Here is a 14,037-nt window from a genome sequence, read left to right on the forward strand (position 1 = left end):
ATCCCACCCGACTGCGACCCGCGTCACATATTGTGGGCCCCATGCCAAGTCTTTCTGACCTGCCTGCGCAGGTCGCGGGGAAAGCCCAGCGATACCTCGACCGCGGCGCCGCGGAGTTGCACTACGCACGCAAGATGTTCGAAGCGGGCGCATTACGCCTGGAACCTCCGCAGAACATGGCCGCGATGCTGGCCGACATCGTGCGTTGGGGCGAGTTCGGCATGATTCCCGCGCTCAACGCGCGTCGTCACCCCAACCGCACCGCGGTCATCGACGACGACGGCGAGCTGACGTTCGGCGAGCTCGACAAGGCCGCGCATGCGGTTGCCAACGGACTGCTGACCATGGGGATCACGGGCGGCGACGGCGTCGCGATCCTGGCCCGCAACCATCGGTGGTTCCTCATCGCGGTGTACGGGGCGGCCCGCGCGGGGGCCCGGATCATCCTGCTCAACAGCGAGTTCTCCGGGCCTCAGATCAAGGAGGTCGCCGAGCGCGAAGGCGCCAAGGTGATCATCTACGACGACGAGTACACCGCGGCGGTCGCGCAGGCCGAACCGGAACTCGGCAAGCTGCGGGCCCTGGGCACAAACCCCGACTCAGCCAATTCGTCGGCGTCCGCCGACGGCGAAGAGCCGCAGCCTAGCACCGACGAGACGCTGGCCGATCTCATCGCCCGCAGCAGCGGCAGCCCCGCCCCCAAGGTCACCAAGCATTCGTCGATCATCATCCTGACCAGCGGAACCACCGGCACGCCGAAGGGCGCCAACCGCAGCACCCCGCCGTCGCTCGCCCCGATCGGCGGTGTGCTGTCGCATGTTCCGTTCAAGGCGGGCGAGGTGACATCTCTGCCTGCGCCGATGTTCCACGCGCTGGGTTTCCTGCACGGCACCATCGCGATGATGCTCGGTACCACGCTGGTGCTGCGTCGTCGCTTCAAGCCGGCCACTGTGCTCGCCGACATCGAGAAGTACAAGGTGACGGCCATGGTGGTGGTGCCGGTCATGTTGTCGCGCATCCTCGATGCCCTGGATCAGACATCGCCCAAGCCGAACCTGTCGTCGCTGCGCATCGTGTTCGTCTCGGGTTCACAGCTGGGCGCCGAGCTGGCCACCCGTGCGCTCAAGGATCTCGGGCCGGTCGTCTACAACCTGTACGGCTCCACCGAGATCGCGTTCGCGACCATCGCGCGGCCCAAGGATCTCTCGATCAACCCCGCGACGGTCGGGCCGGTGGTCAAGGGCGTGCGGGTGAAGATCTTCGACGACAACGGCAACGAGGTGCCGCAGGGTGAGGTCGGGCGGATCTTCGTCGGCAACACCTTCCCGTTCGAGGGCTACACCGGCGGAGGCGGCAAGCAGATCATCGACGGCATGCTCTCGTCGGGCGATGTCGGCTACTTCGACGAGCACGGTCTGCTCTATGTGAGCGGCCGCGACGACGAGATGATCGTCTCGGGCGGCGAGAATGTCTTCCCGGCCGAGGTCGAGGATCTCATCAGTGGGCATCCCGAGGTCGTCGAGGCCACCGCGCTCGGTGTCGAGGACAAAGACTGGGGTGCGCGACTGCGTGCTTTTGTGGTCAAGGCCGAGGGCGCCACCATCGACGAGGACGCCATCAAGACCTACGTCAAGGATCACCTCGCCCGGTACAAGGTGCCCCGCGAGGTGGTGTTCCTCGACGAACTGCCCCGCAACCCGACCGGCAAGATCCTCAAACGCGAGCTTCGGGACATCGAAGTCGGCGGAGCAGACGAATCGCGCTAGCGGGCTTTTCTCCGGGGGATTTTTCGCGGCGAGCAGTCCCCGCGGTACCCGAAACCCGGCGTGTCGCGTACCCGCATGTCTGTTCGCGGGGGGAACGCAAGGGGAATAGCTGGGTCTGACGGTATGTAGTACCTCGGCGTGAACATCGACCTGACCGGAAAGACCGCACTCGTCACCGGCTCGACGCAAGGCATCGGGCTGGCCATCGCCGAAAACCTCGCCCGCAGTGGCGCGCGCGTCGCCGTTAACGGCCGCACCGCCGAACGAGTCGACGGGGCCGTCGCCAAATTGGCGGGCCTCGACGTGATCGGGGTGGCCGCCGACGTTGCGACGGAGGAGGGGACTGCTGACCTGCTGCGGCAGCTGCCTGCCGTCGACATCCTGGTGAACAACCTCGGCATCTTCGGCGCGGTGCCGCCCATGGAGATCACCGACGAGCAGTGGCGTACCTATTTCGACGTGAATGTCCTTGCCTCCGTGCGACTCATCCGCAGCTATCTGCCGGGGATGGTCGAGCGGGGTTGGGGCCGGGCGATCCAGATTGCCAGTGACTCGGCGATCGTGACGCCTGCGGAGATGATCCATTACGGCGTGTCGAAGACGGCATTGCTGGCCGTATCGCGTGGATTCGCGAAAGAGGCCGCCGGTACGGGGGTGACGGTCAACTCGGTGATCGCCGGGCCGACCCACACCGCAGGCGTCGAAGACTTCGTCTACCAGCTGGTCGACAAGTCGCTCCCGTGGGATGAGGCGCAGCGGGAGTTCATGATCAAGCACCGGCCGCAGTCGCTGTTGCAGCGCTTGATCGAGCCGGAGGAGATCGCGAACATGGTGGCCTATCTGGCCTCGCCGCTGTCGTCGGCGACCACGGGTGGCGCGTTGCGCGTCGACGGCGGCTACGTCGACGCGATCCTGCCCTAGGCTGAATGGCCAGTTATTGCAGGGTTTTTGGTGATGCGCGTGCGCGACTACGGGGACAGTATTGCCGAACCCGGCACGGCCAGGCAGACCAGCGAGAAAGCCAGCAGGAACCAGCCGGCGCCGTGCCAGATGGGCCAGGTGCCGCCGACCTTCCAGACCTGATATGTGCGCACGAACGCGCCGACACCGCCGACGAACAGCACGGTGGGGACCAGAATTGCCGACAGCATCGAGTGGTCGCCGATGAATGCGTACGACGCGAGAGCCACGCCTGCCACCAGAACGACGCACACGACGTAGGTGACGGCCGACCGGAACATCTGCGGATCGTGCCAGCGCTTTTCGACGTCGTTGGTCATAGTTCTCACGGCCCGTTCACGTACCACGACAGGCATCCCGGCTTGCCGCGGCACGCGATGATGGCCCCTGCGTCGGGAGCCGCGCCGCGCACCCGCGGCAGTCTGGGCTGTAGGTTGCAGTTCACGATGTACGGGTTCCACGGAATGACGCCGTCTACACATGGGTCGGCGCGAGTTTCGGTGGGACCTGGCGAGATCTGCTGGACGACCGCCGTCGGCGCAATGACAACCGACAGCGCTGCGGCGCTCAGCAACACCGGGCGCAGTACACGTTGTCTGAACATCTTCATCACTAATGCCAACCGTCTGTGACGTCCGCCTATTTCGACGGTAGCACCGGATTTCCCCGGCGAGCAGACATAAAAGCTCGCGAAAACCGGCGTTTCGCGGACTTTGACGTCTGCTCGCGCAAGGAGAGGTTACGGATCGCGCGGCAGTCCCAGCAATCGTTCGGCGATGATGTTGAGCTGCACTTCAGAGGTTCCGCCGTAGATCGTGGTGGCCCGGCTGGCCAGTAGGTAGTCCGCCCACCGGCCGGGTGGCTGCGTGTTGTCCCCGATGGCCGCGTCGGTCCCGAATGAGGCGACCGCGAATTCGGCATAGCCCTGACCGGTTTTCATCGACAGCAGCTTGGAGATGGCTGCCGCGGGCATGGCGTCGCCGCCGGCGAGCGTGAGGAGGGTCGATCGCAGGTTGAGCACCTTGGCGGCGTGGCCTTCCGCGATCAACTGACCGGCCCGGTTCTGCTCGATCTGGTCGAAGTGGCCGTCGCGCACAAACTCCACGAACTGGTCCAGGTTGGCCAGGAACGGCGGCTCGCTGCTGCCGATCGACACCCGCTCATTGGTCAGCGTGTTGCGGCTGACCTCCCAGCCACGATTCACCTCGCCCAGCACCATGCTGTCGGGCACGAACACGTCGTCGATGAACACGGTGTTGAACATCGCGTTGCCGGTCAGTTCGCGCAGCGGCTTGACCTCGACGCCCGGTGACTTCATGTCGAGCAGGAAGTACGTGATGCCGTTGTGCTTGGGAGCGCTCGGATCGGTGCGCGCCAGCAGCGCGCCCCACGCCGAGTATTGCGCACCGGTGGTCCAGATCTTCTGCCCGGTGATGCGCCAACCGCCGTCGACCTTGGTGGCCTTGGTGGTCAGGCTGGCCAGGTCCGATCCCGCGCCGGGTTCGGAAAACAGCTGGCACCAGATCACTTCGCCGCGGAACGTCGGCGGCAGGAAACGTTGTTTCTGCTCGTCGGTGCCGAACGCCACGATGGACGGGATGATCCATGCGGCGATGCCCATCTGCGGCCGCTTCACCCGGCCCGCGGAGAACTCCTGGGCGATGATGATCTGCTCGATCGGCTCCGATGCGCGGCCCCACGGTTTGGGCAGATGTGGCTGCACCCAGCCGCCCTCGGCGATGGCCACGTTGCGCTCCTCACGTGGAATCGCTTTGAGCGCATCGACTTCCGCGCGGATCTCCTCCCGCAGTTTCTCGGTGTCGGGGTCGAGATCGATGTCGACGGGCCGCATCCCGGTGGTGGTCGCGGTGTCGACCACCCGCTGCGGATACTCGGCGGCGCGTCCGAACGACGCTGCGAGCACCAGTGCTCGACGGTAGTAGACGTTGGCGTCGTGCTCCCAGGTGAAGCCGATACCACCGTGCACCTGGATGCAGTCTTGCGTGCAGTGCTGCGCCGCGGCCGGCGCGAGCGTGGCCGCCACGGCTGCGGCGAACTCGAAATGGGTGTCCGCTGAATCGTTCTCGCGGGGGTCGTGCGCCTCGTCCAGGGCGCGCGCGGCATCCCAGACCGCCGCGGTGGCCCGCTCGGTCTCGGCGATCATCCCGGCGCACTTGTGTTTGATCGCCTGGAACTGACCGATCGGCCTGCCGAACTGCTCGCGAATCTTGGCGTAGGCCGCGGCGGTATCGGTGGCCCACCGCGCCACCCCGATGGCCTCGGCGGAGAGCAGGGTGGAAATCAGCGCGTGGGCCAGTGGCCGGCTGAGGTTGGTGAGCACCCGGGCTGCGGTGTCGTCGGAGCTCAGCTCGACCGCGTTGGCCCGCACGTCGGCCAGCGGACGCAGTGGGTCGACGCTCTTGACGGGCGCTATCTCCAGCGAGTCGGCGTCGAGGACCACCCACTCCTCGCCGGAGTCGATCGCGACCGGGAGCACCAGGATCGAGGCCTGTGCGGCGGCGGGCACCGCCCGCACTTCACCGCGGATCACGAGGCCGTCGCCGTGCCGGGTTGCGGTGAGCCCGGAATCGATGGCGTAGGCCGCGATCGCCTCTCCGGAGGCGAGCCCGGCCAGCACGTTGGCCACCGGATCGTGCGCGGCGATCAGCGCACTGGCTATCGCCGACGAGACGAACGGCCCGGGTACCGCGCCGTAGCCGAACTCGGCCAGCACGATGGCCAGCTCGAGGATCCCGAATCCTTGTCCGCCAACGAATTCCGACAAGTGCACGCCCTGCAGACCTTGTTCGGCCGCGGCTTTCCAGAACGGTGGGGGATTGGGGATGGGGGTTTCCCAATCGGCGTCCAACGCCTCGTGCAGCACCTCGGACGGTGCGACGCGGGCCACGAACGATCGGACCGAATCGGCGAGGTCGGTGTGCTCAGACGTGATGGCAATGGGCATGCGGTTCCTCCGTTGGCAGCATTTCCCTATTAACCGGTGGGTCGGGTTCGAGGGTACGCCGGGGTGATCGGCGCCACCGCTGGGGCCTAGGTCACCTCGTTCACCACGTTCACCAAGGGCTGGCCGTCGTGGATGCGGCGGCAGTTGTCCACGGCCGCCGCCAGATAACGCCGCATGGTGTCCGCGGTGTACCAGGCCACGTGCGGCGTGAGCACCACGTTTTCCAGGGCCAGCAGTGGATGCCCGGCCGGGATCGGCTCGACCGGGAACACGTCGAGGCCGGCTGCGGAGATCTGTCCGGTGCCGAGCGCCTCGAGCAGGGCGGTCTCGTCGATGATCGGGCCGCGCGCGGTGTTGACGATAACCGCGCCGGGCTTCATCGAGGCCAGCGCTTCCCGGTCGAGCAGGCCCCGGGTGGCCTCGGTCAGCGGTAGGTGCAGTGACACGATGTCGCTGGTGGACAACAGCTCTGGAAGGTTGCGCCAGCGTGGATGGCCCGTGTTGCGGGTGCTGGTGTGCAGTACGTCGGCGTCCATGGCCGTGACGATCCGCTCGACCCGATGCGCGACGTTGCCATAGCCGATCAGCCCGACCGTACAGCCCCCGATGTCGCGGACCGTCTCACCCAGGGTCGGGTCTGTCGGCCAGCCGTCGCCCTCACGGGTGTACTGATCCAGCTCGATCAGGCGCCGCAAAGCGGCCAGCATCAGCAGCACCGTGCCTTCGGCAACCGAGGCCGCGTTGGCCCCGGGCATGTTGGCCACCAAGATCCCCAGTTGCGTGGCGGTGTCCACGTCGATGGTGTTCACCCCGGCGCCCATCTTGTGGACGAGCCGCAGCCTCAGAGCACGATGCAGATCCTCGCCGGTGATCGGCCGCAACACATGCCAGAGGACCTCAGCCTCGGGCAGCTCACGGTAGAAGGTGGTGTCGTCGTCCTCGGCGCAGAACCGGACATCGAGCCAATCAAGCTGGGGCGCAAGGAAATCCAGTACCTTCTCGCCCGGCTCGAAATGCGCGAGGACCCGGATGGGCCCTGGGCTCACCGCCATCTCTTGCCGATCCAGCGTGCGATGGTGTCGGCCTGCTCACTGCGGGCGCCCGGCGTGGTGAAGTAGTGGTCGGTGTTGATCGAGCACTGCGACTTGTCGGTGCTCGCGAGCGCACCGTAGATGCGCTGCGCGTCGGAGGGGTACACCCCGGTGTCCTGGTCGGCGTTGATCACCAACGCCGGGCAGTGGATGCGAGCCAGATGCGGCTCGGCCCTGGTCTGGGCATGGCGCAGGCTCCACATCCCGAGCCAGTTGCGCAGAGTGGTGGCCGCGGCGATGCCTCGGGCCGAGCGATTGGCCTTGACCGGGACTCCGGCGTAGCACAGATTGGCCTGCCGCCCGGTCGGCTCGATGGTCGGGTCGACCATTCTGGGGTCGGCCCAGGTCCGCAGCACGGTGAATGGCCGATCCGAATATCCGGCGGCCTGCACGTGTTTGAGTTCCTGCTCGGCCCAGTCGGTGATGGCGTCGTTGCGGGCGATCTGGGCGGTCCGGTAGCGGGCCACGAATTCCGGTGCGAACGGCGGGCCGTTGCGTTCGTCGAACAGGTCCAGTGCGGGGTCGCTCGCGACCGCGTCGTTCTCGTCGACCACCGACGCGTCCATCCACGCCGTGAGCACGTCGGGGCGGCCCGGGTGGGCGGCGCTGGCGATGTACCCGTCGGCCGGTGGTAGATCGCCGACGCCTGCCGCCGGGCGCATGCCCTCGAGTGGCGTGAGGTGCCGGTCGACGGCTTGCGCCTGGTAGGCGGCCATCAGCGAACCGCCGCCCGAATTGCCGAGCAGCACCACGGTTTCGATGCCCTGGGTCTCTCGCAGCCAGCGCACCCCGACGCCGATATCCACCAGTGCGTGGTCGAGTACGAAACTGCTCTCGAAGCCGCGGAACCGGGTGTTCCAGCCGAGGAACCCGATACCGCGGGTGGCCATGTAGTCGGCGAGATAGTGCTCGGAGAAGTCGATCTGGTAGTGGGTGGCGATCATCGCCACCTTCGGTTTGCGGCCGACGCCGCGGTAGTAGATGCCCTGACACGGGTGTCCGCCTGCGCCTGCGCGCCGCGCGGTGGGGGATTCCAGTCCGACGAATTCACGGACGACACCCGCGGCCGCTGCTGACCCGGGAGTTCTGCTCATGGACGCGTGCTCTCCTTGTAGTAGATGGTCCGGTAGAAGATGTTGGCCAGGGTGGTCACGCAGGCCTCGTCGTCGACGTCGGCCGCGTTGCCTCCCGACAGCTGCGTGTAGCAGAACTGATTGAGTGTCGACACCAGCGCGACGGCGGTCAGGTGCGGATCGTCGCCCGGGCAGAAGCCCTGTCCCTGAGCATGTTTGACCATATCGGTGATCAACCCTATGGGTAGTTCGCAGATCTCGGCCCAGTACCGGGCGAAATCCTCGTTGACCATGGCGAGTTGGTACACGCTGATGATCTCGGCGAGCCGGTGCCGGTAGGTTTTCCAATGGGCGGCTGCGGCTTCGTACGAGCGTTCCCATCCGGACAGCCCAGGTTTGGCGCCGGCACGGGCTCGGTCGCGCGCCTCATCGCGGAAGCGCAGTGCCCATTCGCGGACCATGGCTTCCTTGGAGTCGTAATAGTTGTAGAACGAGGCCGTCGACCGGCCCGCCTCCGAGGCGATATCGGCGATCGTCGTGGCCAGGATGCCCTTGCGGGCGATCACTTCCCGGGCGGCGGCATCGATGGCGGCCTGGGTCTGCCGGCCACGTGCGGTCGGCAGTTGCTCGCGGGGGCTGACAGTCACGGGTCTCCTTTTCGAGCGTTGATCAGAGCTGAATCTGATGTTAGATTCAGATTGGGAGCCACGCCAGTTCTCGGCGGGTTCGCAGCGGAGGAGTCGCGACGTGATCAAGCCCAACAATCCCAATTCCGAGTTCGAGCTCGGCGGCATCAACCATGTGGCACTGGTGTGTTCGGACATGGAACGGACCGTCGACTTCTACACCAATGTGCTGGGCATGCCCCTGGTGAAGTCTCTGGATCTGCCGGGCGGCATGGGTCAGCACTTCTTCTTCGACGCGGGAAACGGCGACTGTGTCGCGTTCTTCTGGTTCCGTGACGCGCCAGACGGCGTCCCCGGGGTGTCGGCACCGGCCGCGATCCCGGGTATCGGCGAGATCGTCAGCGCCACCGGCTCGATGAACCACCTCGCGCTGCATGTGCCCGCCGAGAAGTTCGACGAGTACCGGCAGAAGCTCAAGGACAAGGGGGTGCGGGTGGGCCCCGTGCTCAACCATGACACCAGCGCCATGCAGGTCTCGCCCACCGTGCATCCTGGCGTGTACGTGCGGTCGTTCTACTTCTTCGACCCCGACGGCATCACCCTCGAATTCGCCTGCTGGACGAAGGAATTCAGTGACGAGGACACCCACGTGCCCCCGAAGACGGCGGCCGACCGGCGGCCTGCTCAGGCGCCCTTGACTGCCTCGACGAAGTAGCCGCGCGGCACGTTCGGCACGTCGAGCGGAACCGCGGGGGCGAACCACCGATTCCAGCGGTTGCCCGGTTCGGCCACGTCGGTGACGACGGCCGACCAGCCCAGCCGCTCGCTCAGGCTGCCGGGTTCGTCGGTGCCGAACAGCCACGGTGCGCTGTTGCGCGCCATGTGCTCGCGGACCGCAGTCAGCATCACGTTGTCCAGCAAGGTCTTGCCCACCACGTCGTACAGCAGCACCGAATGCGGGGCGGAGACCGCGTCGACGCGCTCGAACAGGGTGTGCACCGCGGATTCGTCGAGGTACTGCAGTAGCCCTTCGATCAGCCAGACCGCTGGCCGCTGGGGATCGAAACCTGCCGCCCGCAGTGCGGCGGGCCAGTCCTCGGCCAGGTCGATGCCGATCGCGACGCGCCGGCAGCGTGGCTGCTCATCGGCCAGCGCCTTGGCCTTGGCGGCGATCACCGCGGGTTGGTCCAGTTCGTAGACCGTCGTGCCGTCCGGCCACGGCAGGCGGTAGGCCCGGGCATCCATTCCGGCGGCCAGGATCACCACTTGGTCGACCGTGTCGACGGCACGCAGCAGCGCCTCGTCCCAGAAGCGGGTGCGCACCACGATCTGCAGCGTGGTCTTGTCGCCGGCGGTGGCGATCGCCTCCTCGAGCAGTTGGCGGCCGGATTCGCCGGCCAGCTTCTCGGCGAACGGATCGGTGAACAGCCGGTCGTCGCGCCGGGATTCCTTGGCGCGGATGGCGGCCACCAACAGCCCGGTGTCGGCCACGCCCTGTCCAGAACTCATGACGTCATCATGCGGGTCCGCTCGTGTGCAGTCTTGGATATTTTTGCCCGATGCTATAACTTGCTTGTCAACAAGTAAGTAAGAGGGTGGAGGGCAGCATGGCAGACCCATCCGCGCGTCGCACCCAGGAGGAGCGGCGTGGCGAAGCCGAACGCAGACTGATCAGCGCGGCCGCCGAATTGGTGGCCGCGGTTGGCCCAGCGCGCGTCACCCTGGCCAACGTCGGTGAACGCGCCGGCTACAGCCGGGGATTGGCCACGCACCACTTCGGTTCCAAAGGCGCACTGATGCAACGCCTGGTCGAAACCGTTACGCACCAATTCCGCGATGCCATGTTCGACCGGCCCGGCGTCGATCCGCTGGGCGAACTCCATACGCTGATCGACATCTACTTCACGGTGTTGGGCAACCCGCAGCCCGTGAACCGGGCCCGGCTCGTGCTGTGGGCCGAAGCCGTCACCAACCCCTCGGAGGAGATCCGGCCCGCCATGGTGGGGGCCGACCGAGAGTTCCGTGAAGAGATCGAGAAGCGTCTGCAGTCGGCCGTGGCCGAGGGCCGGTTCCCCGCCTCGGTCGACCCGCACGGGCTGGCCACGGTCATCATCGCCATGTTGCGCGGCGTGGCCCTGCAAGCGCTGATCGACGACCACGTCGATCTGGCCGCTGCTCGTTCGGAGATCGAACAACTCGTAACCGCCCGACTGACTCAGGAGAGTCCGCGATGAGCCGAATGTTCGGAACTGTCAACCAAATCGGATACGTGGTGCGTGACATTCACGCCTCGATGGACCGCTGGGTCCGCCATGGTGTTGGACCGTGGTTCTACGTCGAGAACGTCGTCACCGACTACTTCCGTTACCGCGGTGAGGATTCGGCGATGACGATGAGCGTGGCGCTGGCCAACTCCGGTGATCTGCAGCTCGAACTCATCCAGCCCACCAACGACGCGCCGTCTATGTACCGGGACTTCCTTGAGTCGGGACACGAAGGTGCCCAGCACATCGCCTATTGGACCACCGACTATCAGGGCTTGTACGACCGTGCTCTCGCCGCCGGATACACCGTCGGGCAGGAGGGCTGCATCGGCGGTGAGCAGGGCCGCTTCGCCTATCTGGACACCGAATTCGACCAGGGCACGGTGATCGAAATCAGTGACATCAGCGGCCCCAAAGGGCAGATGTTCGCCTACGTGCGTGACGTCGCCGCCGATTGGGACGGCAGTGACCCGATTCGGGTGATCGGATGACCTCAGAATTCGGCTACCCCGACGTCGACACGCTGCCCGACGAGCTGCGTGAGGCCGTCACGCAGCGGGCATCGCTGAACATTTTCCGCATGATCAGCCACACCCCGAACCTGGCGCCCGGTTTCCTGTCGATGGCAGCCGATGTGCTGCAACACAACTCGTTACCGGCGACCTGGCGGGAGCTGGTGATCCTGCGGGTCGGGTACCGGTACGAGGCCGGATACGAGACCTATCAACACGTCAACATCGGCCGGGCCATCGGGATGCGCGAGGAGGCCGTAGCGGCCGCGGAATCCGGATCGACCGACGATCTCGACGAGCAGGAAGCCCTGTTGCTGCGGTTGACCGACGTGCTGCTCGACCGGCACACCCTCACCGATGCCGAACGCGACGAGGCGCTGACGGTGCTGACGACCAACCAGCTCGCCGACTTCACGCTGACCGTCGGGTTCTACCAAATGGTCTGCAACTTCCTCAACGCCTTCGGGGTCAGGCCCGAGAACGCGACGCGATGAAAGTCCACCACCTCAATTGCGGCACCATGCACGCACCCGGTGTGACGCTGGTGTGTCATGTACTGCTGGTCGAGACCGACGCGGGCCTCGTGCTGGTCGACACCGGGTTCGGCACCCGGGATTGTGCCGATCCGGCCGGGCGGCTCGGGATCTCGCGCCACCTGTTCCGACCGGCGTTGAACCCCAACGAAACCGCACTACACCAGGTCAAGGAACTGGGTTTCGACGCAGCCGATGTCCGGCACATCGTGGTCACCCATTTCGATCTCGACCATATCGGGGGTCTTGCCGATTTTCCCGACGCCCACGTGCACGTCACCGCCGCCGAAGCCCGAGGCGCCGTGCACGCCCCGTCGTGGCGGGAACGGCTCCGGTACCGAGCGGCGCAGTGGACCCATGGTCCGAAGCTGGTCGAACATGATCCCGAAGGCGAGAGTTGGCGCGGATTCGCTTCCGCCAAGCCCTTGGCCGCGATCGGAGACGGCATCGTGCTGATCTCGCTGCCCGGCCACACCCGCGGACACGCCGCGGTGGCGGTCGACGCCGGGCACCGGTGGGTGTTGCATGCCGGCGACGCGTTCTACCATCACGGCACCCTCGACCGCAGGTCCCGCGTGCCGTTGGCGTTGCGCGCCCAGGACTCCCTGATCAACTACAACCGAAAACAGTTGCGCTACAACCAGGAACGGCTTTCAGAGCTGTACGGTCGCGCTGACCCGGACCTGCTCATAGTCTGCGCCCACGATCCAGACCTGTACGTGCACGGCCAGGACACCGCTATCGGCCGCTGAGCCCGACGTGGCTGGGTAGCCACGTGCGCCGGTGCGTGTATTGCGTCGGCGTCATCGCGGTGAATTCCCGGAATTCCCGGGCGAAATGGGCTTGGTCGAAGTAGCCGAGGATGGCCGCGACGTCTGCGCCGCGGGCTGTGCCCCCGTCGAGCAGACGCAGCGACGCCTGTAGCCGCCGCACTCGCAGGTAGGCCTTGGGTGTCAATCCCACTTCGGTGCGAAACAGTCGAATCAGCCGCTTGGGCGAAAGTCCGGTCAGCGCAACGGCTTGCGCGACCCGCATCGACGGATCGCGTTCGGCTGCGGCGAGCACCGCGGTCACCTCGGCATGCCGGGGGCTGATCCTGGGCAGGAGAAACTCTTCCACCAGTGCGATGCGCGTCGCAACGCCGGCAGCGTCGAGCAGCCGGTCGTGTAGCTCGGCTCCGGCGGTACCCCAGACGTCGGAGAGCCCCACGCAGGTGTTCTCCAGTTCGCTCAGCCCGGGGGCGAATACGACGCCGGGGCGAAAGTGGATGGTCAAAACGGTTTGGCGGGTGTCGATCTGAGTGACGTAGGAGATGCTGCCCGCCCCCGCGATGAAGGCCGGTGGCACGCCGAGGCGGGTAGTTCCGTCGGCGGCGTAGAAGTCGACCTGCTGGCGCGGGCTGAGGTCGATGATCACCGTCGCCGCCCCGCGGGGCAGTGCCCGGCTGCGATGGGTCGAGCCGCCTGCGCGATCCCAGTAGCCGAAGAAGTCGACCTTGGACGCCAGCGCTGGGCTGGGCCGGAACAGCTGGGGGCCGCTCACGGCACTTTTCGCTGCGACTCGATGCCGGCCAGCCCGTCGAGCATCGACCGCAGTTGCCCGACGAGTTGGTCGGGGCTCAGCCGCAGCTCGCCTGCCAGCCATGCGCTGATGGTCTGCGCCACCCCACCGACCGCGAAATGAGCTGTGGCTCTGAGATGTTCGTTTTCTTCGAGGTTGAGCGCGGCCTCCGCATGCCGGCCGAGCAGCATCGCGAAGAACGTGGTCGATTCGACCCGCTTGCGCGCCAGCATCTCGTTGGCGAGCTCACTGCTGAACAAGAGCCTGCCCACCCGTGGGTCCTCGGCGATGGTTCGCACGATGTTGCGCATCGCGGCGCCGGTCTGCTCGGCCAGCGGTGCGGCCGCTACGACGGCCTGCGTGGAGGTGGCGATGTCGCCGATGACCCAGTCGTACACCGCGGCGACGAAGTGGTCCTTGTCGGTGAAGCTCTCGTAGAAGTACCTCGCGGCCAGTCCGGCCTGGCTGCAGACCGCCCGCACCGTCAGGTCGGTGGCCTCGGCCCCTTCTGCGCCCAGCAGATCGAGCCCGGCCGCCAGCAACTGGGCACGCCGCTGGGCGAGGCGGGCGGTTGCTTCGATGCCGCGGTAGGGACGGACCGGTGTCACGCAAATATCGTGACACATCTTGACACCTGTCAGACGCCCCGCCAATATCAGGAAACAGCCGTTCTCAACTTTGCGACAG

At 66.4% G+C, this 14,037-nt stretch carries 16 protein-coding genes; 7 read left to right on the forward strand and 9 right to left on the reverse strand.

From position 1 onward, the window contains the following. Nucleotides 1-41 precede the first annotated feature (41 nt). Together fadD2 and RMCB_RS17000 are read left to right on the forward strand one after the other, a co-directional pair. Nucleotides 42-1,766 (forward strand): long-chain-fatty-acid--CoA ligase FadD2, encoded by a 1,725-nt coding sequence (gene fadD2, locus RMCB_RS16995; protein ID WP_062829705.1) that lies wholly within the window; start codon nt 42-44, stop codon nt 1,764-1,766. Nucleotides 1,767-1,904: 138 nt separating this feature from the next. Beyond that, nucleotides 1,905-2,687, forward strand: coding sequence for an SDR family NAD(P)-dependent oxidoreductase (locus RMCB_RS17000; RefSeq protein ID WP_062829706.1), 783 nt, complete (start codon nt 1,905-1,907; stop codon nt 2,685-2,687). Nucleotides 2,688-2,734: 47 nt separating this feature from the next. Here RMCB_RS17000 and RMCB_RS17005 read toward each other — a convergent pair whose 3' ends face one another. The 6 genes from RMCB_RS17005 to RMCB_RS17030 all read right to left on the reverse strand — a co-directional run bounded on the left by RMCB_RS17005 (nt 2,735) and on the right by RMCB_RS17030 (nt 8,502). Continuing rightward, a complete protein-coding gene (locus RMCB_RS17005) occupies nt 2,735-3,046 on the reverse strand; it encodes a hypothetical protein (protein ID WP_062829707.1) in 312 nt (103 codons plus the stop codon). Nucleotides 3,047-3,051: 5 nt separating this feature from the next. After that, on the reverse strand, nt 3,052-3,336 hold the full coding sequence (locus tag RMCB_RS17010; protein ID WP_062829708.1) for a hypothetical protein: 285 nt from the start codon (nt 3,334-3,336) through the stop codon (nt 3,052-3,054). 129 nt (nt 3,337-3,465) lie between these two features. Next, on the reverse strand, nt 3,466-5,691 hold the full coding sequence (locus tag RMCB_RS17015; RefSeq protein ID WP_062829709.1) for an acyl-CoA dehydrogenase family protein: 2,226 nt from the start codon (nt 5,689-5,691) through the stop codon (nt 3,466-3,468). Nucleotides 5,692-5,777: 86 nt separating this feature from the next. After that, complete coding sequence (locus RMCB_RS17020; RefSeq protein ID WP_062829710.1) at nt 5,778-6,743, reverse strand: 2-hydroxyacid dehydrogenase; 966 nt, start codon at nt 6,741-6,743, stop codon at nt 5,778-5,780. Next, on the reverse strand, nt 6,734-7,876 hold the full coding sequence (locus tag RMCB_RS17025) for an alpha/beta hydrolase (protein WP_062829711.1): 1,143 nt from the start codon (nt 7,874-7,876) through the stop codon (nt 6,734-6,736). Before RMCB_RS17025 ends, RMCB_RS17020 begins: the two co-directional genes overlap by 10 nt. Then, nucleotides 7,873-8,502 (reverse strand): TetR/AcrR family transcriptional regulator, encoded by a 630-nt coding sequence (locus tag RMCB_RS17030; RefSeq protein WP_029373972.1) that lies wholly within the window; start codon nt 8,500-8,502, stop codon nt 7,873-7,875. Before RMCB_RS17030 ends, RMCB_RS17025 begins: the two co-directional genes overlap by 4 nt. Nucleotides 8,503-8,602: 100 nt before the next feature. On the opposite strand from RMCB_RS17030, the gene RMCB_RS17035 reads away from it, so the two are divergent. Next, nucleotides 8,603-9,196, forward strand: a complete 594-nt coding sequence (locus RMCB_RS17035) for a VOC family protein (RefSeq protein WP_062829712.1) — start codon at nt 8,603-8,605, stop codon at nt 9,194-9,196. On the opposite strand, the gene RMCB_RS17040 is transcribed toward RMCB_RS17035, so the two are convergent. Then, entirely contained in the window at nt 9,166-9,990 is an 825-nt protein-coding gene (locus tag RMCB_RS17040) for an SAM-dependent methyltransferase (RefSeq protein WP_062829713.1), read from the reverse strand. The two genes, RMCB_RS17035 and RMCB_RS17040, sit on opposite strands and share 31 nt — an antisense overlap. Before the next feature lie 98 nt (nt 9,991-10,088). Between RMCB_RS17040 and RMCB_RS17045 the strand changes: the two genes are divergently transcribed. From RMCB_RS17045 to RMCB_RS17060, 4 genes are read left to right on the forward strand one after another with little or no spacing between them, the layout of a single operon-like run. Next, entirely contained in the window at nt 10,089-10,715 is a 627-nt protein-coding gene (locus tag RMCB_RS17045) for a TetR/AcrR family transcriptional regulator (RefSeq protein ID WP_062829804.1), read from the forward strand. Then, entirely contained in the window at nt 10,712-11,236 is a 525-nt protein-coding gene (locus RMCB_RS17050; RefSeq protein ID WP_062829714.1) for a VOC family protein, read from the forward strand. The genes RMCB_RS17045 and RMCB_RS17050 overlap by 4 nt, the downstream gene beginning before the upstream one ends. Further along, on the forward strand, nt 11,233-11,751 hold the full coding sequence (locus RMCB_RS17055) for a carboxymuconolactone decarboxylase family protein (protein ID WP_062829715.1): 519 nt from the start codon (nt 11,233-11,235) through the stop codon (nt 11,749-11,751). Before RMCB_RS17050 ends, RMCB_RS17055 begins: the two co-directional genes overlap by 4 nt. Continuing rightward, nucleotides 11,748-12,542 carry an MBL fold metallo-hydrolase gene (locus RMCB_RS17060; RefSeq protein WP_062829716.1) on the forward strand — a complete coding sequence of 265 codons (795 nt, stop codon included), beginning with the start codon at nt 11,748-11,750 and terminating at the stop codon, nt 12,540-12,542. Before RMCB_RS17055 ends, RMCB_RS17060 begins: the two co-directional genes overlap by 4 nt. Here the strand turns inward: RMCB_RS17060 and RMCB_RS17065 are convergent. Together RMCB_RS17065 and RMCB_RS17070 are read right to left on the reverse strand one after the other, a co-directional pair. Then, nucleotides 12,529-13,332, reverse strand: a complete 804-nt coding sequence (locus RMCB_RS17065) for a helix-turn-helix transcriptional regulator (protein WP_062829717.1) — start codon at nt 13,330-13,332, stop codon at nt 12,529-12,531. The genes RMCB_RS17060 and RMCB_RS17065 overlap by 14 nt on opposite strands. Beyond that, nucleotides 13,329-13,958: a TetR/AcrR family transcriptional regulator gene (locus RMCB_RS17070; protein ID WP_084388523.1), complete on the reverse strand. Its 630-nt coding sequence runs from the start codon at nt 13,956-13,958 to the stop codon at nt 13,329-13,331. Before RMCB_RS17070 ends, RMCB_RS17065 begins: the two co-directional genes overlap by 4 nt. Between the last annotated feature and the right edge of the window lie 79 nt (nt 13,959-14,037).

The sequence above is a fragment of the Mycolicibacterium brisbanense genome, assembly GCF_001570425.1.
GTDB lineage: Bacteria > Actinomycetota > Actinomycetes > Mycobacteriales > Mycobacteriaceae > Mycobacterium > Mycobacterium brisbanense.